The organism is Mycobacterium sp. E136 (assembly GCF_001666865.1).
In the GTDB taxonomy this organism is placed as follows: Bacteria; Actinomycetota; Actinomycetes; order Mycobacteriales; family Mycobacteriaceae; genus Mycobacterium.
Genome location: NZ_LZJE01000315.1, coordinates 25,165 through 45,553, shown reverse-complemented (window position 1 = coordinate 45,553; position 20,389 = coordinate 25,165). Strand labels below are relative to the sequence as shown.

General features: G+C 67.3%; 23 protein-coding genes. 22 read left to right on the top strand and 1 reads right to left on the bottom strand.

The window, feature by feature from the left end; translation table 11 throughout:
• Positions 1-68: 68 nt before the first annotated feature.
• From A5698_RS20480 to A5698_RS20445, 8 genes are read left to right on the top strand one after another with little or no spacing between them, the layout of a single operon-like run.
• Positions 69-1,163 (top strand): homogentisate 1,2-dioxygenase, encoded by a 1,095-nt coding sequence (locus A5698_RS20480; protein ID WP_068300527.1) that lies wholly within the window; start codon positions 69-71, stop codon positions 1,161-1,163.
• Positions 1,160-2,353, top strand: a complete 1,194-nt coding sequence (locus A5698_RS20475; protein WP_068300524.1) for an alpha/beta hydrolase family protein — start codon at positions 1,160-1,162, stop codon at positions 2,351-2,353. The genes A5698_RS20480 and A5698_RS20475 overlap by 4 nt, the downstream gene beginning before the upstream one ends.
• On the top strand, positions 2,350-3,552 hold the full coding sequence (locus A5698_RS20470; RefSeq protein ID WP_068300522.1) for a CaiB/BaiF CoA transferase family protein: 1,203 nt from the start codon (positions 2,350-2,352) through the stop codon (positions 3,550-3,552). The genes A5698_RS20475 and A5698_RS20470 overlap by 4 nt, the downstream gene beginning before the upstream one ends.
• Positions 3,549-4,463, top strand: a complete 915-nt coding sequence (locus A5698_RS20465; RefSeq protein WP_068300520.1) for a hydroxymethylglutaryl-CoA lyase — start codon at positions 3,549-3,551, stop codon at positions 4,461-4,463. The genes A5698_RS20470 and A5698_RS20465 overlap by 4 nt, the downstream gene beginning before the upstream one ends.
• 6 nt (positions 4,464-4,469) lie before the next feature.
• Positions 4,470-5,090, top strand: coding sequence for a TetR/AcrR family transcriptional regulator (locus tag A5698_RS20460; protein WP_067285412.1), 621 nt, complete (start codon positions 4,470-4,472; stop codon positions 5,088-5,090).
• A gap of 20 nt (positions 5,091-5,110) precedes the next feature.
• Positions 5,111-6,349, top strand: a complete 1,239-nt coding sequence (locus A5698_RS20455) for an acyl-CoA dehydrogenase family protein (protein ID WP_068300518.1) — start codon at positions 5,111-5,113, stop codon at positions 6,347-6,349.
• Positions 6,346-7,317: a phosphotransferase family protein gene (locus A5698_RS20450; protein WP_068300516.1), complete on the top strand. Its 972-nt coding sequence runs from the start codon at positions 6,346-6,348 to the stop codon at positions 7,315-7,317. Before A5698_RS20455 ends, A5698_RS20450 begins: the two co-directional genes overlap by 4 nt.
• Positions 7,314-7,664 carry a DUF6285 domain-containing protein gene (locus A5698_RS20445; protein WP_068300514.1) on the top strand — a complete coding sequence of 117 codons (351 nt, stop codon included), beginning with the start codon at positions 7,314-7,316 and terminating at the stop codon, positions 7,662-7,664. The genes A5698_RS20450 and A5698_RS20445 overlap by 4 nt, the downstream gene beginning before the upstream one ends.
• A 54-nt stretch (positions 7,665-7,718) precedes the next feature.
• Here A5698_RS20445 and A5698_RS20440 read toward each other — a convergent pair whose 3' ends face one another.
• Positions 7,719-8,345 (bottom strand): class I SAM-dependent methyltransferase, encoded by a 627-nt coding sequence (locus A5698_RS20440; RefSeq protein ID WP_068300510.1) that lies wholly within the window; start codon positions 8,343-8,345, stop codon positions 7,719-7,721.
• A 48-nt stretch (positions 8,346-8,393) separates the two neighbouring features.
• On the opposite strand from A5698_RS20440, the gene A5698_RS20435 reads away from it, so the two are divergent.
• From A5698_RS20435 to nuoK, 14 genes are all read left to right on the top strand, one after another.
• The gene (locus A5698_RS20435; RefSeq protein ID WP_068300508.1) at positions 8,394-8,786 is read left to right on the top strand and encodes a nuclear transport factor 2 family protein; all 393 of its coding nucleotides are present in this window, start codon (positions 8,394-8,396) and stop codon (positions 8,784-8,786) included.
• A gap of 34 nt (positions 8,787-8,820) precedes the next feature.
• Entirely contained in the window at positions 8,821-9,354 is a 534-nt protein-coding gene (locus tag A5698_RS20430) for a YceI family protein (RefSeq protein WP_068300506.1), read from the top strand.
• A 15-nt stretch (positions 9,355-9,369) separates the two neighbouring features.
• Positions 9,370-9,771 carry an Rv3143 family two-component system response regulator gene (locus A5698_RS20425; RefSeq protein ID WP_067285397.1) on the top strand — a complete coding sequence of 134 codons (402 nt, stop codon included), beginning with the start codon at positions 9,370-9,372 and terminating at the stop codon, positions 9,769-9,771.
• A gap of 166 nt (positions 9,772-9,937) precedes the next feature.
• Positions 9,938-10,312, top strand: a complete 375-nt coding sequence (locus A5698_RS20420) for an NADH-quinone oxidoreductase subunit A (RefSeq protein ID WP_067081950.1) — start codon at positions 9,938-9,940, stop codon at positions 10,310-10,312.
• A complete protein-coding gene (locus A5698_RS20415) occupies positions 10,303-10,857 on the top strand; it encodes a NuoB/complex I 20 kDa subunit family protein (protein WP_067081948.1) in 555 nt (184 codons plus the stop codon). The genes A5698_RS20420 and A5698_RS20415 overlap by 10 nt, the downstream gene beginning before the upstream one ends.
• A complete protein-coding gene (locus A5698_RS20410) occupies positions 10,854-11,543 on the top strand; it encodes an NADH-quinone oxidoreductase subunit C (protein ID WP_068300504.1) in 690 nt (229 codons plus the stop codon). The genes A5698_RS20415 and A5698_RS20410 overlap by 4 nt, the downstream gene beginning before the upstream one ends.
• Positions 11,543-12,913 carry an NADH dehydrogenase (quinone) subunit D gene (gene nuoD / locus A5698_RS20405; protein ID WP_068300503.1) on the top strand — a complete coding sequence of 457 codons (1,371 nt, stop codon included), beginning with the start codon at positions 11,543-11,545 and terminating at the stop codon, positions 12,911-12,913. Before A5698_RS20410 ends, nuoD begins: the two co-directional genes overlap by 1 nt.
• Positions 12,910-13,773 carry an NADH-quinone oxidoreductase subunit NuoE gene (gene nuoE, locus A5698_RS20400; RefSeq protein WP_068300502.1) on the top strand — a complete coding sequence of 288 codons (864 nt, stop codon included), beginning with the start codon at positions 12,910-12,912 and terminating at the stop codon, positions 13,771-13,773. Before nuoD ends, nuoE begins: the two co-directional genes overlap by 4 nt.
• A complete protein-coding gene (gene nuoF, locus A5698_RS20395) occupies positions 13,770-15,086 on the top strand; it encodes an NADH-quinone oxidoreductase subunit NuoF (protein ID WP_068300501.1) in 1,317 nt (438 codons plus the stop codon). The genes nuoE and nuoF overlap by 4 nt, the downstream gene beginning before the upstream one ends.
• A 52-nt stretch (positions 15,087-15,138) precedes the next feature.
• Positions 15,139-17,529, top strand: coding sequence for an NADH-quinone oxidoreductase subunit G (locus A5698_RS20390; protein WP_068300497.1), 2,391 nt, complete (start codon positions 15,139-15,141; stop codon positions 17,527-17,529).
• Positions 17,526-18,782: an NADH-quinone oxidoreductase subunit NuoH gene (gene nuoH, locus A5698_RS20385; protein WP_068300495.1), complete on the top strand. Its 1,257-nt coding sequence runs from the start codon at positions 17,526-17,528 to the stop codon at positions 18,780-18,782. Before A5698_RS20390 ends, nuoH begins: the two co-directional genes overlap by 4 nt.
• Positions 18,775-19,320, top strand: a complete 546-nt coding sequence (gene nuoI / locus A5698_RS20380; RefSeq protein WP_067285379.1) for an NADH-quinone oxidoreductase subunit NuoI — start codon at positions 18,775-18,777, stop codon at positions 19,318-19,320. The genes nuoH and nuoI overlap by 8 nt, the downstream gene beginning before the upstream one ends.
• On the top strand, positions 19,317-20,087 hold the full coding sequence (locus tag A5698_RS20375; RefSeq protein ID WP_067285377.1) for an NADH-quinone oxidoreductase subunit J: 771 nt from the start codon (positions 19,317-19,319) through the stop codon (positions 20,085-20,087). The genes nuoI and A5698_RS20375 overlap by 4 nt, the downstream gene beginning before the upstream one ends.
• Positions 20,084-20,383: an NADH-quinone oxidoreductase subunit NuoK gene (nuoK, locus tag A5698_RS20370; protein ID WP_067285375.1), complete on the top strand. Its 300-nt coding sequence runs from the start codon at positions 20,084-20,086 to the stop codon at positions 20,381-20,383. The genes A5698_RS20375 and nuoK overlap by 4 nt, the downstream gene beginning before the upstream one ends.
• Positions 20,384-20,389 lie beyond the last annotated feature (6 nt).

Here is a 20,389-nt window from a genome sequence, read left to right as displayed (position 1 = left end):
GTAGGTAAAACTAAAGTCAGTTTTAGTTCTGGGCGTCCGGCCCGCCGTCACCGTCGATGGAGCGAACCATGGAATCATTTGTCCACCTGCGCAAGGGCCGCACCCCCAAGCGCCTGCACGCCGACCTCGACGGACTGAAGGACGACGAACTCGGCCGCGGCGGATTCGTCGGGCGCACCGCGAACATCTACCGCCGCCACGACCCCACCGCGTATCGGGCGTCGGGGCCGCTACGCCCGGTCGACGTGATGACCAGCGAACTCAAGCCCAGCGACGCCACCGATCCCGCGGGCACGCCCCTGCTGCTCTTCAGCAACCCGGACTGCCGGATCTCGCTGAGCCGGCGCAGCGAGGAGATGCCGTTCTACGTGCGCCACGTGGACGGCGACGTGCTGTCGTTCGTGCACCGCGGCACGGGTCTGCTCGAGACGGAGTTCGGCCCGCTGCGCTATCGCGAGGGTGACTGGGTCTACATGCCGAAGGCGACGACGTGGCGCCAGATACCCGACGCCGAGACAACCCTGTTGATGATCGAGGCCACCGACGAGTTCCGCGTTCCGCCGCCGGGACCGCTGGGCAGGCACTTCCCGTTCGACCCGTCACAGGCCACGGTGCCCGACCCGCAGCCAATCGACGATGACGGTCGTGCCGAATACGAAGTTCGTCTCGTCCACGAGGGCGGACCGACATCGCTGTTCTACCAACACAATCCGATGGACGTCGAGGGATGGCGCGGCGACAACTTCCCGTTCACGTTCAACATCGCCGACTACAACGTCATCGCCAGCGAGAGCGTGCACCTCCCCCCGACCGTGCACCTGTTCATGCAGGCTACGGGCGTTGCCGTGATGAACTTCCTACCCCGGCCCGCCGAAAGCGTGCCCGGCACCGAGCGTCCGCCGTGGTATCACCGCAACGTCGATTACGACGAGGTCTCCTTCTTCCACGGCGGCGACCTGTTCGGCATCCCGATGCCGCCCGGTCTCGTCAGCCACGCCCCGCAGGGCGTGCACCACGGCGCACCGGAGAAGGCGCGCGAGCGGGCGCGCCGCAAGTTCGACGAACAGGACCGCGTCGGTTGGTACGTGATCTCGGTCGACACCACCAGGCGACTCACGCCGTCGGCCGAGGTGCTGGCGAACGATCTGGGACAGCACTCGTGACGCAGACGACCGAGGCGCCGGCGCGCTACGAATACGACCGCATACCCTATCTCGTTGCCTTCCTGAACAACTCGGGTGTTCGCGACACCTACGGCGGGGTTGCCGAACTCGTCGTGATGGAGAGCTACCTGCTCAAGCCGAAGGACAAACCGAGCGATACCGTGCTGGTGTTCATGCACCCGATCGGCGGCGGCGCCTACCTCCCGATGATCAACGCGCTGGCCCGCGCCGGCCATCACGTCATCTACTGCAACAGCAGATTCCGCGGGACGGACGTGGCGCTGTTGATGGAGAAGGTCGTCGAGGACCTTGGCGAGTGCATCAAAGACGCCAAAAACCGGCTGGGCTACTCGAAGGTGGTGCTCGCCGGGTGGAGCGGCGGCGGTTCGCTGTCGGTGTTCTACCAGCAGCAAGCCCAGAACCCCACGATCACCGCCAGCCCGTCGGGCGACGGCCCGGACCTGACCAAGCTCGACCTGATTCCCGCCGACGGGATCATGCTGCTCGCGGCGCACGTCAGCCGGCACGGCACGCTCACCGAGTGGCTGGACGCCTCGATCCTCGACGAGTCCGACCCCTCCAAGCGCGATCCCGAGCTGGACCTGTACAACCCGGACAACCCCAACCAGCCGCCCTACACCGAGGAGTTCCTCGAGCGCTACCGCGCGGCGCAGATCGCCCGCAACCGCCGAATCACCGCGTGGGTCAAGGACAAACTGGCGGAGCTGAAGGCCGCCGGACGCGCCGAGGACGAGTTCGGTTTCGTCGTGCACGGCACGATGGCCGACCCGCGGTGGCTGGACCCCGCGGTCGATCCGAACGAGCGGGCGCCACGGATGACCTACCTGGGTGATCCTCAAGTGGTGAACAACAGCCCGGTGGGGCTGGCCCGCTTCTGCACGCTGCGCAGCTGGCTGTCGCAGTGGAGCTACGACGACGCCAACGGCGACGCGGTGAAGTGTGGACCCGACATCGCGGTGCCCACGCTGGTGATCGGCAACCTCGCCGACGACGCCTGCACGCCGAGCCACACCCGCAGGCTCTACGAGGCGATCGGGCATTCTGACAAGGAGATGTACGAAATCCCGGGCGCCAACCACTACTACTCCGGTCCCGATCAGCGCGAGACGCGTGCCAAGGCCGTCGCGATCTGCACGGACTGGCTGCACCGGCACAGGTTCTCGTTATGACCACCGGCCCGCTGGACGGTGTCCGGGTCATCGAGGTCGGCACGCTGATCTCCGGCCCGTTCGCGGGTCGGCTGCTCGGCGACATGGGCGCCGAGGTCATCAAGGTCGAACCGCCGGGCGCACCGGATCCGCTGCGCACCTGGGGCCAGGCCGAGCTCGACGGGCACCACTTCTTCTGGACCGTGCACGCACGCAACAAGAAAGCCGTCACGCTGAACCTGCGGACGGACGGCGGTCGTGCGCTGTTTCTCGACCTCGTCGAGCGCTCCGACATCATCGTCGAGAACTTCCGGCCGGGCACGCTCGAGAAGTGGAATCTCGGTTATGACGTGCTGCGCGAACGCAATCGCGGAATCATCCTGGTCCGCGTCTCCGGCTACGGGCAGACCGGTCCCGAGGCGCACAAGGCCGGCTACGCCTCGGTCGCCGAGGCGGCCAGCGGGCTGCGGCACATGAACGGTTTCCCCGGCGGCCCGCCGCCGCGGCTGGCACTGTCCCTGGGTGACAGCCTGGCCGGCATGTTCGCCGCGCAGGGTGCGTTGGCGGCGCTGTACCGGCGCACGGTCACCGGCGAGGGACAGGTCGTGGACGCCGCGCTCACCGAGGCCTGCCTGGCGGTACAGGAATCCACCATCCCCGACTACGACGTCGGTGGCGTGGTGCGCGGCCCGTCGGGCACGCGGCTGGAGGGCATCGCGCCGTCGAACATCTACCGCAGCGCCGACGGCAGCTGGGTGGTGATCGCCGCCAACCAGGACACCGTGTTCCGCCGACTCTGCGGGGCCATGGGCCGCCCCGAGCTGGCCACCGACGACCGGTTCGCCAACCACGTCGCCCGCGGGCGCAACCAGGACGAACTGGACAAGATCATCGGCGACTGGGCCGCCGAACGCGAGCCCGGCGACATCATCGAAACCCTCAGTGCCGCAGGCGTGATCGCCGGTCCGATCAACACGGTCGCCGAGGTCGTCGAGGACCCGCAGCTGCGGGCCCGCGGGATGCTCGTCGAGCACTGGGACGAGCGGGTCGGGCGGTCCGTGCTGGGGCCCGGTGTGGTGCCGGTGCTCTCGGAGACGCCCGGCACGGTGCGCTATGCGGGGCCGGCCGCACCCGGCCAACACAACGACGAGGTCTACCGCGGCCTGCTCGGCAGGACTTCCGCCGAACTCGACGCGCTGAAGGCGGAGGGAGTGCTGTGAACCAGCTACCCGAACACGTAAGGATCCGCGACGTCTCGCTGCGCGACGGCCTGCAGATCGAAGACCCGATTCCATTGTCGGCCAAGCTCGAACTGCTCGCCACGGTCGCCGCCACCGGGGTGCGCGAGATGGAGGCGACGGCGTTCGTCTCGCCCTCGAAGGTGCCCGCGCTGGCCGATGCCGCCGAGTTGGCCGCGCATCTGCAGGAGTACCGCGACTCGCACGACATCGAGTTCTCCGCACTGGTGGCCAGCCCGAACGGCGCAAAACGCGCGATTGCGGCGGGGTTGTCGTCGATCGAGTACGTGGTGTCGGCCGCCGACGGGCACAGCCGAGCCAACGTGGGCCGCACGTCCGCGGAGGCGACGGCGCTCATTCCGGAGATCATCGCGATAGCCCACGACAGCGGGGCGACCGTCGAGGTCATCGTCGCGACCACGTGGGACTGCCCGTTCGACGGACCCACCCCACACCAGCGCGTCGTCGACGTGATGACCACCGCGCTGTCGAGCCAGGTCGACCGGTTGGCGATCGCCGACACCATCGGCACGACCACCCCGCGGCGGGTGACGGAGACGATCGAGGCACTGCGCCCGCTGATCGGTGATGTCCCGCTAGGCGCACACTTCCACAACACCCGCGGAGCGGGGCTGGCCAGCGCCTATGCGGCGGTCACGGCGGGCATCACCCGGCTGGATGCCTCGGTGGGCGGGCTCGGCGGCTGCCCGTTCGCGCCCGGCGCCAGCGGCAACATCGCCACCGAAGACCTCGTATACCTGTTGCGCGACAGCGGGATCGGCGTCGACGTCGACCTCAGCGCCGCGATCGAGGCGGCGGGTGTCGCGCAACGCCTGGTCGGGCATGACCTGCCGAGTTCGCTGCTGCGCGCCGGCGACCGAATCCTGAACTGAGCCGACGTGCCCACCGGACCGTCGACCACCCTGAGCGCCAAGGGCCGCCAGACCCGCGAGGCCATCGAGCAGGCCGCGCGGAAGCTGTTCGCCGAACGGGGTTTTCACGGGACGACGCTCGGCGACATCACCTCCGCGGCGGGTAAGTCGCCCGCGGCGTTCTACCGGTACTTCGCCGACAAGGAAGATCTGCTTGCGGTGCTCGCGCAGTCGTTTCTCCGCGAGGTGGTGGCCCCCTCCGGCGGGGCTCTCGACCTGCCGGAATCACCTGATGACGACGCGTTCTTCCGCTCCGTGGTCACGGGCTACTGGAACATGTTCAAACAGAACATCGGCATCATGATCGCGGTCGCGCAGCTGGCCGCGACACAACCCCGATTCGCCGCGGTGCAGAACGAGTTTCGCCGGTTCGGGATGGAGATCGTGGCCGCCTCGGTGCGCCGGGCGCAGGAGCAGGGCTACGGCGCCGAGCTCAATCCCGAGCACACCGCGGCGGCCATCGCGCTGCTGTTCGAGAACTTCACCACCGTCTTCGTCGGAACGTCGGGCCTCGGTGTCGAGCTGACCGACGAGGATGCGATCGTGACGCTGTCGAGGATCTGGAAGAAGACGCTGTACGGGTTCTGAACCCCGGAAAGGAAATCAACGTGGATTTCGCCCTGCCCGACCACCTGCCCGGGCTTCTCGCGGAGATGGACGCATTCATCGAAGCCGAGATCAAACCGCTGGAACGCGAGAACACCCAGTACTTCGACAAGCGTCGCGAACACGCCCGCACGGACTGGGACAACGACGGCATCCCCCGCCGCGAGTGGGAGGACCTGCTCGACGAGATGCGCAGGCGCGCCGACGCGGCGGGCTGGCTGCGCTACGGGTTGCCGTCGCGGTTCGGCGGTCGCGACGGCAGCAACATCGACATGGCGGTGATCCGCGAACACCTCGCGCACAAAGGTCTCGGGCTGCACAACGACCTGCAGAACGAGTCGTCGATCGTCGGCAACTTCCCCCAGGTCATCATGATGGACCGGTTCGGCACCGAGGCGCAGAAGGTCGAGTGGACCGAGGCGTTGATCACCGGGGAACGGTCGATGGCCTTCGGGCTCACCGAACCCGGGCACGGCTCGGATGCCACGTGGATGGAGACCACCGCGGTGCGCGACGGCGACGACTGGGTCATCAACGGCGCCAAGCGGTTCAACACCGGTGTGCACCGCGCCACCCACGACCTCGTGTTTGCCCGAACCTCGGGCGATGCCGGCCAGGCCCGCGGCATCACCGCATTCCTGGTGCCCACCGACGCGCCCGGATTCACCGTCCCGTACTACTGGTGGTCGTTCAACATGCCCACCGACCACGGCGAGGTGGAGTTGAAGGACGTCCGGGTGCCCGCCGACGCGGTGCTCGGCGAGGTCGACCGCGGCCTGGAGGTGGGCCAGACGTTCCTGCACGAGAACCGGATCCGGCAGGCCGCGAGCAGCCTCGGCGCCGGGCAGTACTGCATCGACCGCGCCGTCCAGTACGCAGGAGAGCGCAAGGTGTTCGGCAAGCCGCTGGCGACGAACCAGGCCGTGCAGTGGCCGCTGGTCGAGCTGCAGACCGAGGCCCAGATGGTGCGGCTGCTGGTGTATTACGCGGCAACGGAATTGGACCGAAACCACCACATGGAGGTCTCGGACAAGGTGTCGATGGCCAACTACCGGGCCAACCGGCTGGTGTGCGATGCCGCCGACCGCGCGATGCAGGTGTTCGGCGGCGTCGGCTACAGCAGGCACGAACCGTTCGAACACATCTACCGGCACCACCGCCGCTACCGGATCACCGAGGGCGCCGAGGAGATCCAGATCCGGCGGGTCGCGCAGCGGCTGTTCGGGTTCGGCAAACGTTGAACCGCGAACTCGCCGAAGCCCTCACCACCGTCCTCGGCCCGGTGCTCGGCGGGGGCGTCGCCGTCGAGAACCTGCACGCGCTCACCGGCGGGGCGAGCCGCACGACGTGGGCGTTCGATGCGGTCACCGACGACCGTCGTGCACTGATCCTGCGCACCGGCCCGCCCGACGACGTCCACGCCAGCATGGAACTGGAAGCTGCCGTTCAGAAGCGGGCGGCCGCCGCGGGAGCACCGGTGCCGCACATCCTAACCGCCGACAACTCCCCTGCGGCGCTGGGCAATCCGTACCTGATCTGCGACGCGATCGGCGGCGAGACCATCGTGCGGCGGATCTATCGCGCACTGGACGACGCCGGGCGCGAACGGCTGCTGCACCAGTGCGCACAGGCACTGGCGGCCATCCACCGCGCGGACTATCGGGGCATCGACGTGCCGCCGTCGGACCAGCTCTCGGAGTGGCGCGCGCGGCTCGACGAAATGGGCGACACCACAGCGACATTCGAATGGGCGTTCCGCTGGCTCGAAGCCAACCGGCCGGCCCCGTCATCGCAGGTGCTGGTGCACGGCGACTTTCGGATGGGCAATCTGATCGTCGACGACACCGGGTTGGCGGCGGTGCTGGACTGGGAACTCGTGCACGTCGGCGAGGTCTACGAGGACCTGGCCTGGTTCTGCATCCGGGCCTGGCGGTTCGGCGCACCCGAACATCACGGTGCCGGCGGCCTGGGCAGCGTCGAGGATTTCCTGTCGGCCTACGAGTCGGCGGCGGGTATGGCGCTGGACCGCGCGGCATTCCGCTGGTGGCTGACGGTGGCCACCCTGCGGTGGGGGGTCATCTGCCGATATCAGGCCGAGCGTCATCTGTCGGGGCAGACGGAGTCGGTCGAGCTGGCCGCGATCGGGCGGCGCGTCAGCGAAACCGAATGGGACGTGCTGGATCTGCTCGAAGGAGGTGGACCGCGATGAGTTGGCTCTACGGGCGCCCCACCGCGGCGGAACTCGTCGCCGCCGTCGCCGGCTTCCTCGAGAAGGACGTTCGCGAGGCCACCGGTCCCGACGGCCGGGGCGACGCCGGCCAAGTCAACTTCCACGCCCGCGTCGCGGCCAACGTGTTGCGCATCGTCGAACGCGAACTGCTCGACACCTCGGCAGGCGAGGTCGTCGATGCGCTGCGCGGAATCGGTTACGACGACGAACCGCAACTGGCGGCAGCGATCCGCTCGGGCGACCTCGACGGTCGCGCCGCGGAGGTCCTGCCCGTGCTGCGGGCGCTCGTGCGGCACCGACTCGACGTCAACCACCCCGGTTACTGACGCGATTTGTGAGTGAAAACGATCGCTGAGCGAACGGAATCACGCATAAACCGCTCAGGGGCGGCGGATTCTGGTCAGCCATGCCGGTTCGTCGACCAGCGAACCCGCCGCCAGTCCGATGGCCTCGGCCTGGGACGGCTGGACCACGCCGCGGTAGGTGGTCGCCTCCATCGACTCCAGCACCCAGCCGTCACCGAACGCGTCGCGAATGTCGGATTCGCTGACCTGCGGGCCGAATCCACGGCCGCGGTCGGACAGCGCGAGCACATGAACGAGGCCGCCGGCGCGGCACGCCGCGTGCAGGCTGCGCACGTACTCGGCGCGGTCGGCCGCATCGAAGATGTGGAACAGCGCGCTGTCGACGATCGTGTCGTAGGCACCGTTGCCGAGGTCCATCGCGTCGGCGACCTCGAACCGTGCCTCGACGCCCTTGGCCTCGGCGTTCCTGCGCGCATGCTCGACCGCGGACGGCGCGTAGTCCACGCCGAGCACGTCGTATCCGAGCTTGGTGAGCAGGATCGTGTGCTCGCCGGCGCCGCAGCCGACGTCGAGGATCCTGCCGCGGATCAGGCCCGCGCGTTCGAGGTCGACGACCGCCTTCTGCGGCCCGCCGATCACCCACGGCGCGGTTCCGCTCTTGTAGGCATCGTCGATTAGCGAGAGAGTAGGTGTCACATCCATGCCGCACAGTGTTCAACCTCAACCGACGTTGAGGTCAAGGAGGACCACGTGACCGTTGCCGACGACACCGTCACCAGCGTGGCGGATCGCCTCTTCCGGGCGATCGAGTCCGGCGACCGCGACGAGATCTCGCGCCTGTGGAGCAACGACATCGTGGTGTGGAAGGTCGCCGACCGTGACCGCGACAAGGACCGCGCGCTCCGAGTGCTGCACTGGTTCATCGACGCCACCTCGGCGCGCCGGTACGAGGTCATCGACCGCGAACTGTTCGACGGCGGTCTGGTTCAGCAGCACATCCTGCACGCCACCGGACACAACGGCGGCGCGATCGCGATGCGCGTCGGCATCATCATCAGAATCGGCGCCGACGGGCTCATCAGCCGCATCGACGAGTACTTCGATCCGGCGGAGATGGCACCGTTGCTGGAATCCGCACAGTGACCTGTCGGCGAGCCCGACCCTACAAGGAGTCGACATGGCAAGTCTGAGCGAGCTTTTCAGCGACCCGGCCTCGACGGGCACATGGACGCTGGACCCGTCGCAGTCGACGATCGTCGTGCGCAGCAAGTCGATGTGGGGCCTCGTGCCCGTCAAGGGCAGCTTCTCCGAATTCAGCGGCGACGGCCAACTGTCCGCGCCGCAAACGGTTTCCGGGCATGTTGACATCAAGGCGGCGTCGCTGCGGACGGGTATCCGCAAACGCGACGAACACCTGCACTCCGCCGATTTCTTTGAGGCCGAGCGGTTCCCGGAGATCAGCGTGCTCGTCGCCGGCGCCGACGCCATCGACGGCGACACCATCGACCTACGCGCCGAGCTGACCATCAAGGGCACGACGAAACCGCTGACCCTGCGCACCAAGGTCGCACCGGTCGGCGACGGCGGGATGCGGCTGACCACCGAGGCCACCGTCAATCGGCAGGACTTCGGAGTCGACGGCAACCTGGTCGGCATGATCGGCGACAAGGCCACGATCTCCGGCGACTTGGTGTTCCGGCACACCCGCTAGCCGTACGATCACCGCATGGCCGACTCATCGCGTCCACTGCGGGTCCTCGTCTACAGCGACAACCCCAGGACCCGGGAAGAGGTACAACTCGCGCTCGGTAAGCGGGTGCATCCGGAGTTGCCGGAACTGACCTACGTCGAGGTGGCGACCGGACCCATGGTCATCCGCCAGATGGACGAGGGCGGGTTCGATCTGGTGATCCTCGACGGCGAGGCCGCCCCGACCGGCGGGATGGGAATCGCCAAGCAACTCAAGGACGAGATCGCCGATTGTCCGCCGATCCTGGTGCTCACCGGCCGGCCCGATGACGCTTGGCTGGCCCGCTGGTCGCGCGCCGAAGCCGCGGTCCCCCACCCGATCGATCCGATCCGGCTGGGCGACGCCGTGGCCTCGCTGCTGCGCACGCTGGTGCAATAGCCAGAAAACACGTAAACAGCTGTCGCACTTGCCTATTGGAGGCATGACGACATAGCCACGCGTTGCTAATAGCGATACTAACCAAAAGGTGTGGCGCGCATCCCAAAGGGCGCTAGGGTGTGGGTAAGCTCACATCGAACAGCCCACGAGGGAGCGTTTGCTCGGTATGGATTTGTACACGCCAATCCTGGTGCTTGGCGCTATTGCGGCCGCGTTCGCAGTCGGGTCGGTCGCCATTGCTCTGCTGGTCGGCCCGCGCCGCTACAACCGGGCCAAGCTCGAGGCCTATGAATGCGGGATCGAGCCCGTGCCGCACGGCGGCGCGTCCGGTCAGCCCAGTGGCCAGCGGTTTCCGATCAAGTACTACTTGACCGCGATGTTGTTCATCATCTTCGACATCGAGATCGTCTTCCTCTACCCGTGGGCCGTGGCGTTCGACAACCTCGGGCTGTTCGCGCTGGTAGAGATGCTGCTGTTCATGGCGACGGTGTTCGTGGCCTACGCCTATGTCTGGCGGCGGGGAGGTCTGGCATGGGACTAGAGGAAAAGCTGCCCGGCGGGATCCTGCTGTCCACCGTCGAAAAGGTGGCCGGATACATCCGCAAGGGCTCGCTGTGGCCGGCGACGTTCGGGCTGGCCTGCTGCGCGATCGAGATGATGGCGACGGCGGGACCGCGATTCGACATCTCGCGATTCGGCATGGAGCGGTTCTCGGCCACTCCGCGCCAGGCCGACCTGATGATCGTGGCGGGCCGGGTCAGCCAGAAGATGGCGCCGGTGCTGCGGCAGATCTACGACCAGATGGCCGAGCCGAAATGGGTGTTGGCCATGGGGGTGTGCGCCTCCTCGGGCGGCATGTTCAACAACTACGCGATCGTCCAGGGTGTCGATCACGTCGTGCCGGTGGACATCTACCTGCCGGGCTGCCCCCCGCGACCGGAGATGCTGTTGCACGCGATCCTCAAGCTGCACGACAAGATTCAGGAAATGCCGCTCGGCGTACACCGCGAAGAGGCCATCCGCGAGGCGGAGAAGGCGGCGCTGGCGGTCACGCCGACCATCGAGCTCAAGGGTCTGTTGCGGTGAGCGAGGCCAGCGGGACCAACGGTCACGGCGGTCCCGAGATCATCGGTGTGCGCCGCGGCATGTTCGGGGCACGAGGCTCGGGTGATACCTCGGGTTACGGCCGACTCGTGCGTCCGGTGGCGCTGCCCGGCAGCTCCCCGCGCCCGTACGGCGGATACTTCGACGAGGTCGTCGACCGGCTCGCGGAGGTGCTCGGTGAGGACGGTTACGCCGCCTCGATCGAACGCGTCGTGGTCTACCGCGACGAACTCACACTCGAGATCCAGCGCGATCAGTTGCCTGCGGTTGCTCAGGCCCTGCGCGACGACGCGGAGTTGCGCTTCGAGTTGTGCCTGGGAGTGAGCGGCGTACATTACCCCGACGACGTCGGGCGGGAACTGCATGCGGTGTATCCGCTGATGTCGATCACGCACAATCGGCGGATCCGCATGGAGGTCACCACGCCGGACGCCGATCCGCACATCCCGTCGCTGTTCGGGGTGTATCCCACCACCGACTGGCACGAACGCGAGACCTACGACTTCTTCGGCATCATCTTCGACGGCCACCCGTCGCTGACCCGGATCGAGATGCCCGACGACTGGGTTGGGCATCCGCAACGCAAGGACTACCCGTTGGGCGGCATCCCGGTGGAGTACCACGGCGCCGAGATTCCTCCGCCCGATCAACGGAGGGCCTACAGCTGATGAGCATCTCCCACGTTCCGCCCACGCAGGGCGGCGCATCATCGCCGGACGCCTCGGACAACAGCGAGACGGTTGTCGTTGTCGGCGGCCAGGATTGGGACCAAGTGGTGCAGGCCGCCAAGGAAGCGGCCGCGGCGCACGCCGGTGAGCGGATCGTCGTCAACATGGGACCGCAGCACCCCTCCACCCACGGCGTGCTGCGGCTCATCCTCGAGATCGAGGGTGAGACCGTCATCTCGGCCCGCTGCGGAATCGGGTACCTGCACACCGGAATCGAGAAGAACCTCGAGTTCCGCAACTGGACCCAGGGTGTCACGTTCGTCACGCGGATGGACTATCTGTCGCCGTTCTTCAATGAGACCGCCTACTGCCTGGGCGTCGAGAAGCTGCTGGGCGTCACCGACGCGATCCCCGAGCGCGCCAGCGTCATTCGCGTGATGATGATGGAGCTCAACCGGATCTCTTCGCACCTGGTGGCGTTGGCGACCGGCGGAATGGAACTGGGCGCGATGAGCGCCATGTTCTACGGATTCCGTGAGCGCGAACAGATCCTGTCGGTGTTCGAGACCGTGTCCGGCCTCCGGATGAACAGTGCCTACGTACGCCCGGGCGGGGTGGCGATGGACCTGCCCGATGAGGCCATTCCGCAGATCCGCGAACTGCTCGAGCTGATGCCCAAGCGGCTCAAGGACCTCGAGGACCTGCTCAACGAGAACTACATCTGGAAGGCCCGCACGGTCGGCGTCGGCTATCTCGATCTGACCGGGTGCATGGCGCTCGGCATCACCGGGCCGTGCCTGCGCTCCACCGGGCTTCCGCACGACCTGCGCAAGGCCCAACCCTATTGCGGCTACGAGACATACGACTTCGACGTGATCACCGATCAGGGTTGCGACTCCTACGGCCGGTACCTGATCCGGGTCAAGGAGATGCACGAGTCGCTGAAGATCGTCGAGCAGTGTGTGGAGAGGCTAGGCCGTCTCACCTCGGAACCCGTGATGATCCAGGACAAGAAACTGGGATGGCCGGCCGATCTGAAAGTCGGTCCCGACGGGCTCGGTAACTCACCCGAGCACATCGCCAAGATCATGGGCCATTCGATGGAGGGACTGATCCACCACTTCAAACTCGTCACCGAGGGGATCCGGGTGCCGGCCGGTCAGGTCTACGTCGCAATCGAGTCTCCCCGAGGCGAACTCGGCGTGCACATGGTCTCCGACGGCGGCACCCGCCCCTACCGCGTGCACTACCGCGACCCGTCGTTCAACAACCTGCAGGCCGTCGCCGCGATGTGTGAAGGTGGCATGGTCGCCGACCTGATCACCGCCGTGGCGTCGATCGACCCGGTCATGGGAGGCGTGGACAGGTGAGCGTATTCCTGGAGCTCGGTCAGCGACCCGAGGAACCCGGCCCGCCGATCAACGGGCCGGTGTCGTATCCGGACGACGTCGCGGCGCGACTGGCCGCCGACGCCGAGCGAATCATCGCGCGCTACCCGCAATCGCGTTCGGCGCTGCTGCCGCTGCTGCATCTCGTGCAGTCCGAGGACGGCTGCCTCACCCCGGCCGGTGTCGCGTTCTGCGCCAAGCAGTTGGGGCTCACCGACGCCGAAGTCACCGCCGTGGCGACGTTCTACTCGATGTACCGGCGCACGCCGACCGGTGAGTACCTCGTCGGGGTGTGCACGAACACGCTGTGCGCGGTGATGGGGGGCGACGCGATTCTCGACGCACTGCAGGAGCATCTCGGCGTGCGCGCCGGCGAGACGACGCCGGACGGGCGCATCACGCTCGAACACGTCGAGTGCAACGCGGCGTGCGACTACGCGCCGGTGGTGATGGTCAACTGGGAGTTCTTCGACAACCAGACGACGTCGTCGGCGCGCGATCTGGTCGACGCGCTGCGCGACGGCAATCCGCCCGAACCGACGCGGGGCACGCCGTTGTGCACCTTCCGGGAGACGGCGCGCACGCTGGCCGGCCTCCCCGATCCGCGGTCGGGTGGCAGCAGGATCGGCGACGCGACGCTCGCGGGTCTGCGGGTGGCGCGCGAACGCGGCATGCAGGCACCCGACGCCGACGCCCCCGCCGCTTCCACCGAGACGCCCGACGACGAGAAGGCGGGTGCCGAAGCCACCTCGAACGCACCCGCACCCGGCCCGTCGGCGACCATCCCGCCCAAGCCGAACAACATCGAAACAAGCCCGGACGCAACGGATTCACGCGCATGACAGCTCTGACACCCGTGCTCAGCCGGTTCTGGGACGAGCCAGAACCGTGGTCGCTGGACACGTATCGCCGCCACGGCGGTTACCGCGCCCTGGAGAAGGCCCTCGCGATGGGTCCCGACGACGTCATCGGGCTGGTGAAGGACTCCGGCCTGCGAGGTCGTGGCGGCGCCGGCTTCCCCACCGGCACGAAGTGGTCGTTCATCCCCCAAGACGACACCGGCGCGGGCGCCAAGCCCCACTACCTGGTGATCAACGCCGACGAGTCGGAACCCGGTACGTGCAAAGACATTCCGTTGATGTTGACCACCCCGCACTTCCTCGTCGAGGGTGCGATCATCGCGGCCTACGCGATCCGGGCGCATCATGCGTTCATCTACTTGCGCGGTGAGGTGGTGCCCGTGCTGCGGAGGTTGCAAGCCGCGGTGGCCGAAGCCTACGAGGCGGGTTTCCTCGGCAACGACATCCTGGGGTCGGGCTTCGACCTGGAGTTGATCGTGCACGCGGGCGCGGGCGCTTACATCTGCGGGGAGGAGACCGCGCTGCTGGACTCCCTGGAGGGCCGCCGCGGACAACCGAGGCTGCGGCCGCCGTTCCCTGCCGTGGCCGGTTTGTACGCCTGTCCGACCGTCGTCAACAACGTCGAGTCGATCGCCAGCGTGCCACCCATCCTGCTCAACGGCATCGACTGGTTCCGCTCGATGGGGTCGGAGAAGTCACCGGGCTTCACGCTGTATTCGTTGTCGGGTCACGTCGCCAATCCCGGCCAGTACGAGGCGCCGCTGGGCATCACGCTGCGCGAACTGTTGGAGTATGCGGGCGGAGTTCGTGCCGGACACCAGTTGAAGTTCTGGACGCCCGGCGGGTCCTCCACACCCCTGCTGACCGACGAACACCTCGACGTGCCGCTGGATTACGAGGGGATGGCCAGCGTCGGCACGATGCTCGGCACCAAGGCGTTGCAGATCTTCGACGAGACCACCTGTGTGGTGCGCGCGGTGCGCCGCTGGACCGACTTCTACGCCCACGAGTCGTGCGGCAAATGCACACCGTGCCGCGAGGGCACCTACTGGCTGGCACAGATCTACGAACGTCTCGAGACGGGCGCGGGCACGGAGGCCGATATCGACAAACTGCTCGACATCTCCGACAACATCTTCGGGAAAGCGTTCTGCGCCTTGGGCGACGGCGCGGCGGCGCCCATTATGTCGTCGATCAAGTTCTTCCGAGACGAGTACATCGCCCACCTCGACGGCGGGTGCCCGTTCGATCCGCACGCCTCCACGCTGATGGCGACGGAAGGCGTCGGGGTCTGATGGGGACGAATCCTTTGCAGTGGCCGCGTGTTCGCGGCGAAAAGGGGGCACAATGACGCAGACCGCTGATACCGGGGCGGACACCGGCGTCGAGATGGTCCAGTTGTCGATCGACGGCGTCGACGTCAGTGTTCCGAAGGGCACGTTGGTGATTCGGGCCGCCGAACTGATCGGGATCCAGATCCCGCGGTTCTGTGACCATCCGCTGCTCGACCCGGTGGGTGCCTGTCGGCAGTGCCTGGTCGAGGTCGAGGGGCAGCGCAAGCCGATGGCGTCGTGCACGACGACCTGCACCCCGGACATGGTGGTGCGCACGCAGTACACCTCAGCGGAGGCGGACAAAGCGCAGCAGGGCATCATGGAGTTCCTGCTGATCAACCATCCGCTCGACTGCCCGGTGTGCGACAAGGGTGGCGAGTGCCCGCTGCAGAACCAGGCAATGTCCAACGGCCGCGCCGAAACACGCTTCGAAGACGTCAAGCGCACCTTCCCGAAGCCGATCAACATTTCCTCCCAGGTGCTGCTGGACCGCGAGCGCTGTGTGCTGTGCGCGCGCTGCACCCGGTTCTCCGAGCAGATCGCCGGCGATCCGTTCATCGAGCTGCTGGAACGCGGTGCGCTGCAACAGGTCGGCATCGCGCCGGGCGAGCCGTTCGAGTCGTACTTCTCCGGCAACACCGTGCAGATCTGCCCGGTCGGCGCGCTGACCGGGGCGGCCTACCGGTTCCGGGCCCGGCCGTTCGACCTTGTGTCGAGCCCCAGCGTGTGCGAGCACTGCGCGTCGGGATGCGCCCAGCGCACCGATCATCGGCGCGGAAAGGTCATGCGCCGGTTGGCCGGTGACGAACCCGAGGTCAACGAGGAATGGAACTGCGACAAGGGCCGGTGGGCGTTCACGTACACCACTCAGGGCGACCGCATCACCACACCGCTGATCCGCGACGAGGACGGCAAGCTGCGGCCGGCGTCCTGGTCCGAAGCGCTGGTGGTGGCCGGCAACGGGCTGGCCGCGGCCAGCGGCAGCGCAGGTGTGCTGGTCGGCGGTCGGATGACCCTCGAAGATGCCTACGCCTACTCCAAGTTCGCCCGGATCGCGCTCGACACCAACGACATCGACTTTCGGACCCGGCCGCACAGCGCCGAGGAGGCCGACTTCCTCGCCGCCCACGTCGCGGGTCAGCCGATGACGGTGACCTACACCGACCTCGAGAACGCACCGGCGGTTCTGCTGGCCGGGTTCGAGCCCGAAGAGGAATCTCCGATCGTGTTCCTGCGGTTGCGCAAGGCCGTGCGCAAGAAGGCGCTGCAGGTGATCGCCGTCGCGCCCTTTGCCACCCGCAGCCTGTCCAAATTGCGCGGCCGGCTGGTCACGGCCGCCCCGGGACACGAGGCCGCCGCGCTCGACGAGCTGGCCAGCGACCCGCAGCTGCGGCTGCCCGGCGCAATCATCATGGTCGGCGAGCGCCTGGCCACCTCGCCCGGAGCCCTCTCTGCGGCAGGCAGATTGGCCGAAGCGACCGGCGCGAGGCTGGCGTGGGTGCCCAGACGTGCCGGTGAGCGCGGCGCGGTGGAAGCCGGTGCGCTGCCCAACTTGTTGCCCGGCGGCCGGCCGATCAGCGATGGCACAGCCCTCGAGCAGACCGCGACGGCGTGGCACGTCGACGCGCTGCCCAGCGCGCCGGGCCGGGACACCACCGCGATCCTGGAGGCCGCGCGCAGCGGCGAACTGGGCGCCCTGCTCGTCGGCGGCGTGGAGGTCGCCGACCTACCGGATCCCGAGGCGGCGCTGGCCGCGATCGAGTCCGCGCCCTTTGTCGTCAGCCTCGAACTGCGGGAGAGCGCGGTCACCGCGGCGGCCGACGTCGTCTTCCCCATCGCGCCGGTGGTGGAGAAGGCCGGTTCATACCTGAACTGGGAGGGCCGACTTCGCCCGTTCCAGCCGTCGCTCAAGACCAATGCCACCCCCGATCTGCGGGTGCTGAACTTCCTGGCCGACGAGATCGGTGTGGCGTTGAACCTGCCGACCGCGTCGGCCGCCGGCGACGAGATCTCCCGCCTGGGCATGTGGGCGGGACGGCGACCCGAAGCACCGAGCGTCGCGCCGTCGAAGCGCACGCTTCCGGTCGAGGGACAGGCCGTGCTCGCGGGTTGGCGGATGCTGCTCGACGAGGGCCGCCTGCAGGACGGCGAACCGCATCTGGCAGGCACCGCGCGCACGCCGGTGGCCCGGCTCTCGGCGACCACGGCCGCCGAAATCGGTGCTCAGAACGGCGATCTGGTCACCGCGCGGACGCCACGCGGGACGATCACGCTGCCGCTGGTCATCACCGACATGGGCGACCGTGTGCTCTGGCTACCGCTGAACTCGCCGGGTTCGGCGGTCCACCGCAGCCTCGGCGTCTCGCCCGGGGACGTCGTGTCGATCGGGCGGGCCGAGCCGTGATCCATCCCGATCCCACTCTGTTCGGACACGACCCGTGGTGGCTGATCCTCGGCAAGTCGGTGGCGGTCTTCGCGTTCCTGATGCTGTCGGTTCTCTCGGCGATCCTGATCGAGCGCAAACTGTTGGGGCGCATGCAGATGCGGTTCGGCCCCAACCGCGTCGGGCCCAAGGGACTCCTGCAGTCTTTGGTCGACGGCGTCAAACTCGCCCTTAAGGAGGGCCTGGTCCCCACCGGGGTGGACAAGTTCGTCTACCTCGCCGCGCCGGTGATCTCGGCGGTGCCCGCCTTCATCGCGTTCGCCGTCATCCCGTTGGGCGGCGAGGTCTCGATCTTCGGTCACCGCACCGCATTACAGCTGACCGACATGCCCGTCGCCGTCCTCTACATCCTTGCCGCGACGTCGATCGGCGTGTACGGGATCGTGTTGGCCGGTTGGGCGTCGGGTTCGACGTATCCGCTGCTCGGCGGGATACGGTCGAGCGCACAGGTCATCTCGTACGAGATCGCGATGGCTCTGTCGTTCGTGGCGGTGTTCATCTATGCGGGTTCGATGTCGACCTCCGGCATCGTCGCCGCCCAGGACGGCACCTGGTTCGTCTTCCTGCTGCTGCCGTCGTTCCTGGTCTATGTCACCTCGATGGTCGGCGAAACCAACCGCGCGCCTTTCGATCTGCCCGAGGCCGAGGGCGAACTGGTCGGCGGGTTCCACACCGAGTACTCGTCGATCAAGTTCGCGATGTTCATGCTCGCCGAGTACGTCAACATGACGACTGTGTCGGCGCTGGCGACGACGATGTTCCTCGGCGGCTGGCACGCCCCGTGGCCGATCAACATGTGGGACGGCGCTAACACCGGTTGGTGGCCTTTACTTTGGTTCGTCGCCAAGGTGTGGGGGTTCATGTTCTTGTTCTTCTGGCTGCGCGCCACGCTACCCCGCATGCGCTACGACCAGTTCATGGCGCTGGGCTGGAAGGTGCTGATCCCGTTCTCGTTGGCGTGGATCATGATTGTCGCCACGGCGCGGGCGCTACGCAACGAAGGCTTCAGCCAGGTCACCACCACGCTCGCCTCTCTTGGCACCATCGTCGCGCTGCTGGTCGTCGTCGGTTTGTGGCGGTCGGCGCGCCGTCGCAATGTCCGCGAGATCCCGCAGCAGAAGCTGGATCCGGAAAGCTTCCCCGTCCCGCCCCTGCCGAGCAGCACAGAGCCTGGTCTGGGGCCGACCGCAACCAAGGAGCGAGCCGATGCCTAAGTTCCTCGACGCGATAAAGGGTTTCGGAGTCACCTTCGGGACCATGTTCAAAAAGCCGATCACCGAGGAGTATCCGGAGAAGCCGGGGCCCGTCGCCAAGCGCTATCACGGGCGTCACCAACTGAACCGGTACCCCGACGGTCTGGAGAAGTGCATCGGGTGCGAACTGTGCGCCTGGGCGTGCCCCGCCGACGCCATCTACGTCGAGGGCGCCGACAACACCGAAGACGAACGGTACTCCCCCGGTGAACGCTACGGCCGCGTGTACCAGATCAACTACCTCCGCTGCATCGGCTGCGGCCTGTGCATCGAGGCGTGTCCCACGCGGGCGTTGACGATGACCAACGAATACGAGATGGCCGACGACAACCGCGCCGACCTCATCTGGGGTAAGGACAAGCTGTTGGCGCCGTTGCGATCCGGCATGCTGCCGCCGCCGCATCCAATGGCGCCCGGCGCCACCGACGACGACTACTACCTGGGCAACGTCGGGCCCGTCGAACCGGAGACCCAGAAAGTCACCGGGGACGTCCGATGAGGCTCGACCTGCTCGCGGCGGTGGCCGCGGACACTCCCGGGCACACCACGACCACCGAGGCCGTGCTGTTCTGGGTGCTGGGCGCCGTCGCGGTGCTCGGCGCGCTCGGGGTGATCTCCGCGCCGAAAGCCGTGTACTCGGCGATGTTTCTGGCCATGACGATGATCGTGCTGGCGGTGTTCTACATCGCCCAGGGTGCGCTGTTCCTCGGCGTCGTGCAGGTGGTGGTCTACACCGGCGCCGTCATGATGCTGTTCTTGTTCGTGCTGATGCTCATCGGCGTCGACTCCTCGGACTCACTCGTGGAAACGATTCGCGGACAACGGGTTGCCGCCATCGTCATCGGTGTCGGCTTCGGAATCCTGCTCATCGCGGGCATCGGCAACGTCTCGGCCGGCGGGTTCACCGGGCTCGCGCAGGCCAATGCCGGCGGCAACGTCGAAGGGTTGGCGGCGCTGATTTTCGTGCGCTACCTGTGGGCGTTCGAGTTGACCAGCGCGCTGCTGATCACCGCCGCGCTGGGCGCGATGGTGTTGGCGCACCGGGAACGCTTCGAGCGCCGCAAGACCCAACGCGAACTCGCCGAAGAACGGTTCAAGCCGGGCGGGTACCCGACAACGCTGCCGAATCCTGGTGTGTTCGCGCGCAACAACGCCGTCGACATCGCCGCCCGGTTGCCGGACGGTTCGGGGTCCGACCTGTCGGTCAGCCCCATCCTGCAGAAGCGGACGGTCACCGTCACGAACGGCAGAGGAGGTGGGGAATGAATCCCGACAACTACCTCTATCTGTCGGCGCTGCTGTTCACGATCGGTGCATCCGGGGTGCTGTTGCGCCGCAACGCCATCGTGATGTTCATGTGCGTCGAACTGATGCTGAACGCCGCGAACCTCGCGTTCGTCTCGTTCTCCCGCATGCACGGCCACCTCAACGGCCAAGTGGTCGCGTTCTTCACCATGGTGGTCGCCGCGTGCGAGGTGGTCATCGGCCTCGCGATCATCATGAGCATCTTCCGTGCCCGCCAGTCGGCCTCGGTCGACGACGCCAGCCTGCTGAAGAACTAGAGGCGC

Bases quoted from the DNA above. Each gene is read 5' to 3' on its own strand.
- A5698_RS20440 (WP_068300510.1), bottom strand. From the start codon at position 8,345: ATGGATGTGACACCTACTCTCTCGCTAATCGACGATGCCTACAAGAGC.
- A5698_RS20425 (WP_067285397.1), top strand. From the start codon at position 9,370: ATGGCCGACTCATCGCGTCCACTGCGGGTCCTCGTCTACAGCGACAAC.
- nuoD (WP_068300503.1), top strand. From the start codon at position 11,543: ATGAGCATCTCCCACGTTCCGCCCACGCAGGGCGGCGCATCATCGCCG.
- nuoI (WP_067285379.1), top strand. From the start codon at position 18,775: ATGCCTAAGTTCCTCGACGCGATAAAGGGTTTCGGAGTCACCTTCGGG.
- A5698_RS20445 (WP_068300514.1), top strand. From the start codon at position 7,314: ATGAGTTGGCTCTACGGGCGCCCCACCGCGGCGGAACTCGTCGCCGCC.
- A5698_RS20420 (WP_067081950.1), top strand. From the start codon at position 9,938: ATGGATTTGTACACGCCAATCCTGGTGCTTGGCGCTATTGCGGCCGCG.
- nuoF (WP_068300501.1), top strand. From the start codon at position 13,770: ATGACAGCTCTGACACCCGTGCTCAGCCGGTTCTGGGACGAGCCAGAA.
- A5698_RS20470 (WP_068300522.1), top strand. From the start codon at position 2,350: ATGACCACCGGCCCGCTGGACGGTGTCCGGGTCATCGAGGTCGGCACG.
- nuoK (WP_067285375.1), top strand. From the start codon at position 20,084: ATGAATCCCGACAACTACCTCTATCTGTCGGCGCTGCTGTTCACGATC.
- A5698_RS20415 (WP_067081948.1), top strand. From the start codon at position 10,303: ATGGGACTAGAGGAAAAGCTGCCCGGCGGGATCCTGCTGTCCACCGTC.
- A5698_RS20375 (WP_067285377.1), top strand. From the start codon at position 19,317: ATGAGGCTCGACCTGCTCGCGGCGGTGGCCGCGGACACTCCCGGGCAC.
- A5698_RS20390 (WP_068300497.1), top strand. From the start codon at position 15,139: ATGACGCAGACCGCTGATACCGGGGCGGACACCGGCGTCGAGATGGTC.
- A5698_RS20480 (WP_068300527.1), top strand. From the start codon at position 69: ATGGAATCATTTGTCCACCTGCGCAAGGGCCGCACCCCCAAGCGCCTG.
- A5698_RS20430 (WP_068300506.1), top strand. From the start codon at position 8,821: ATGGCAAGTCTGAGCGAGCTTTTCAGCGACCCGGCCTCGACGGGCACA.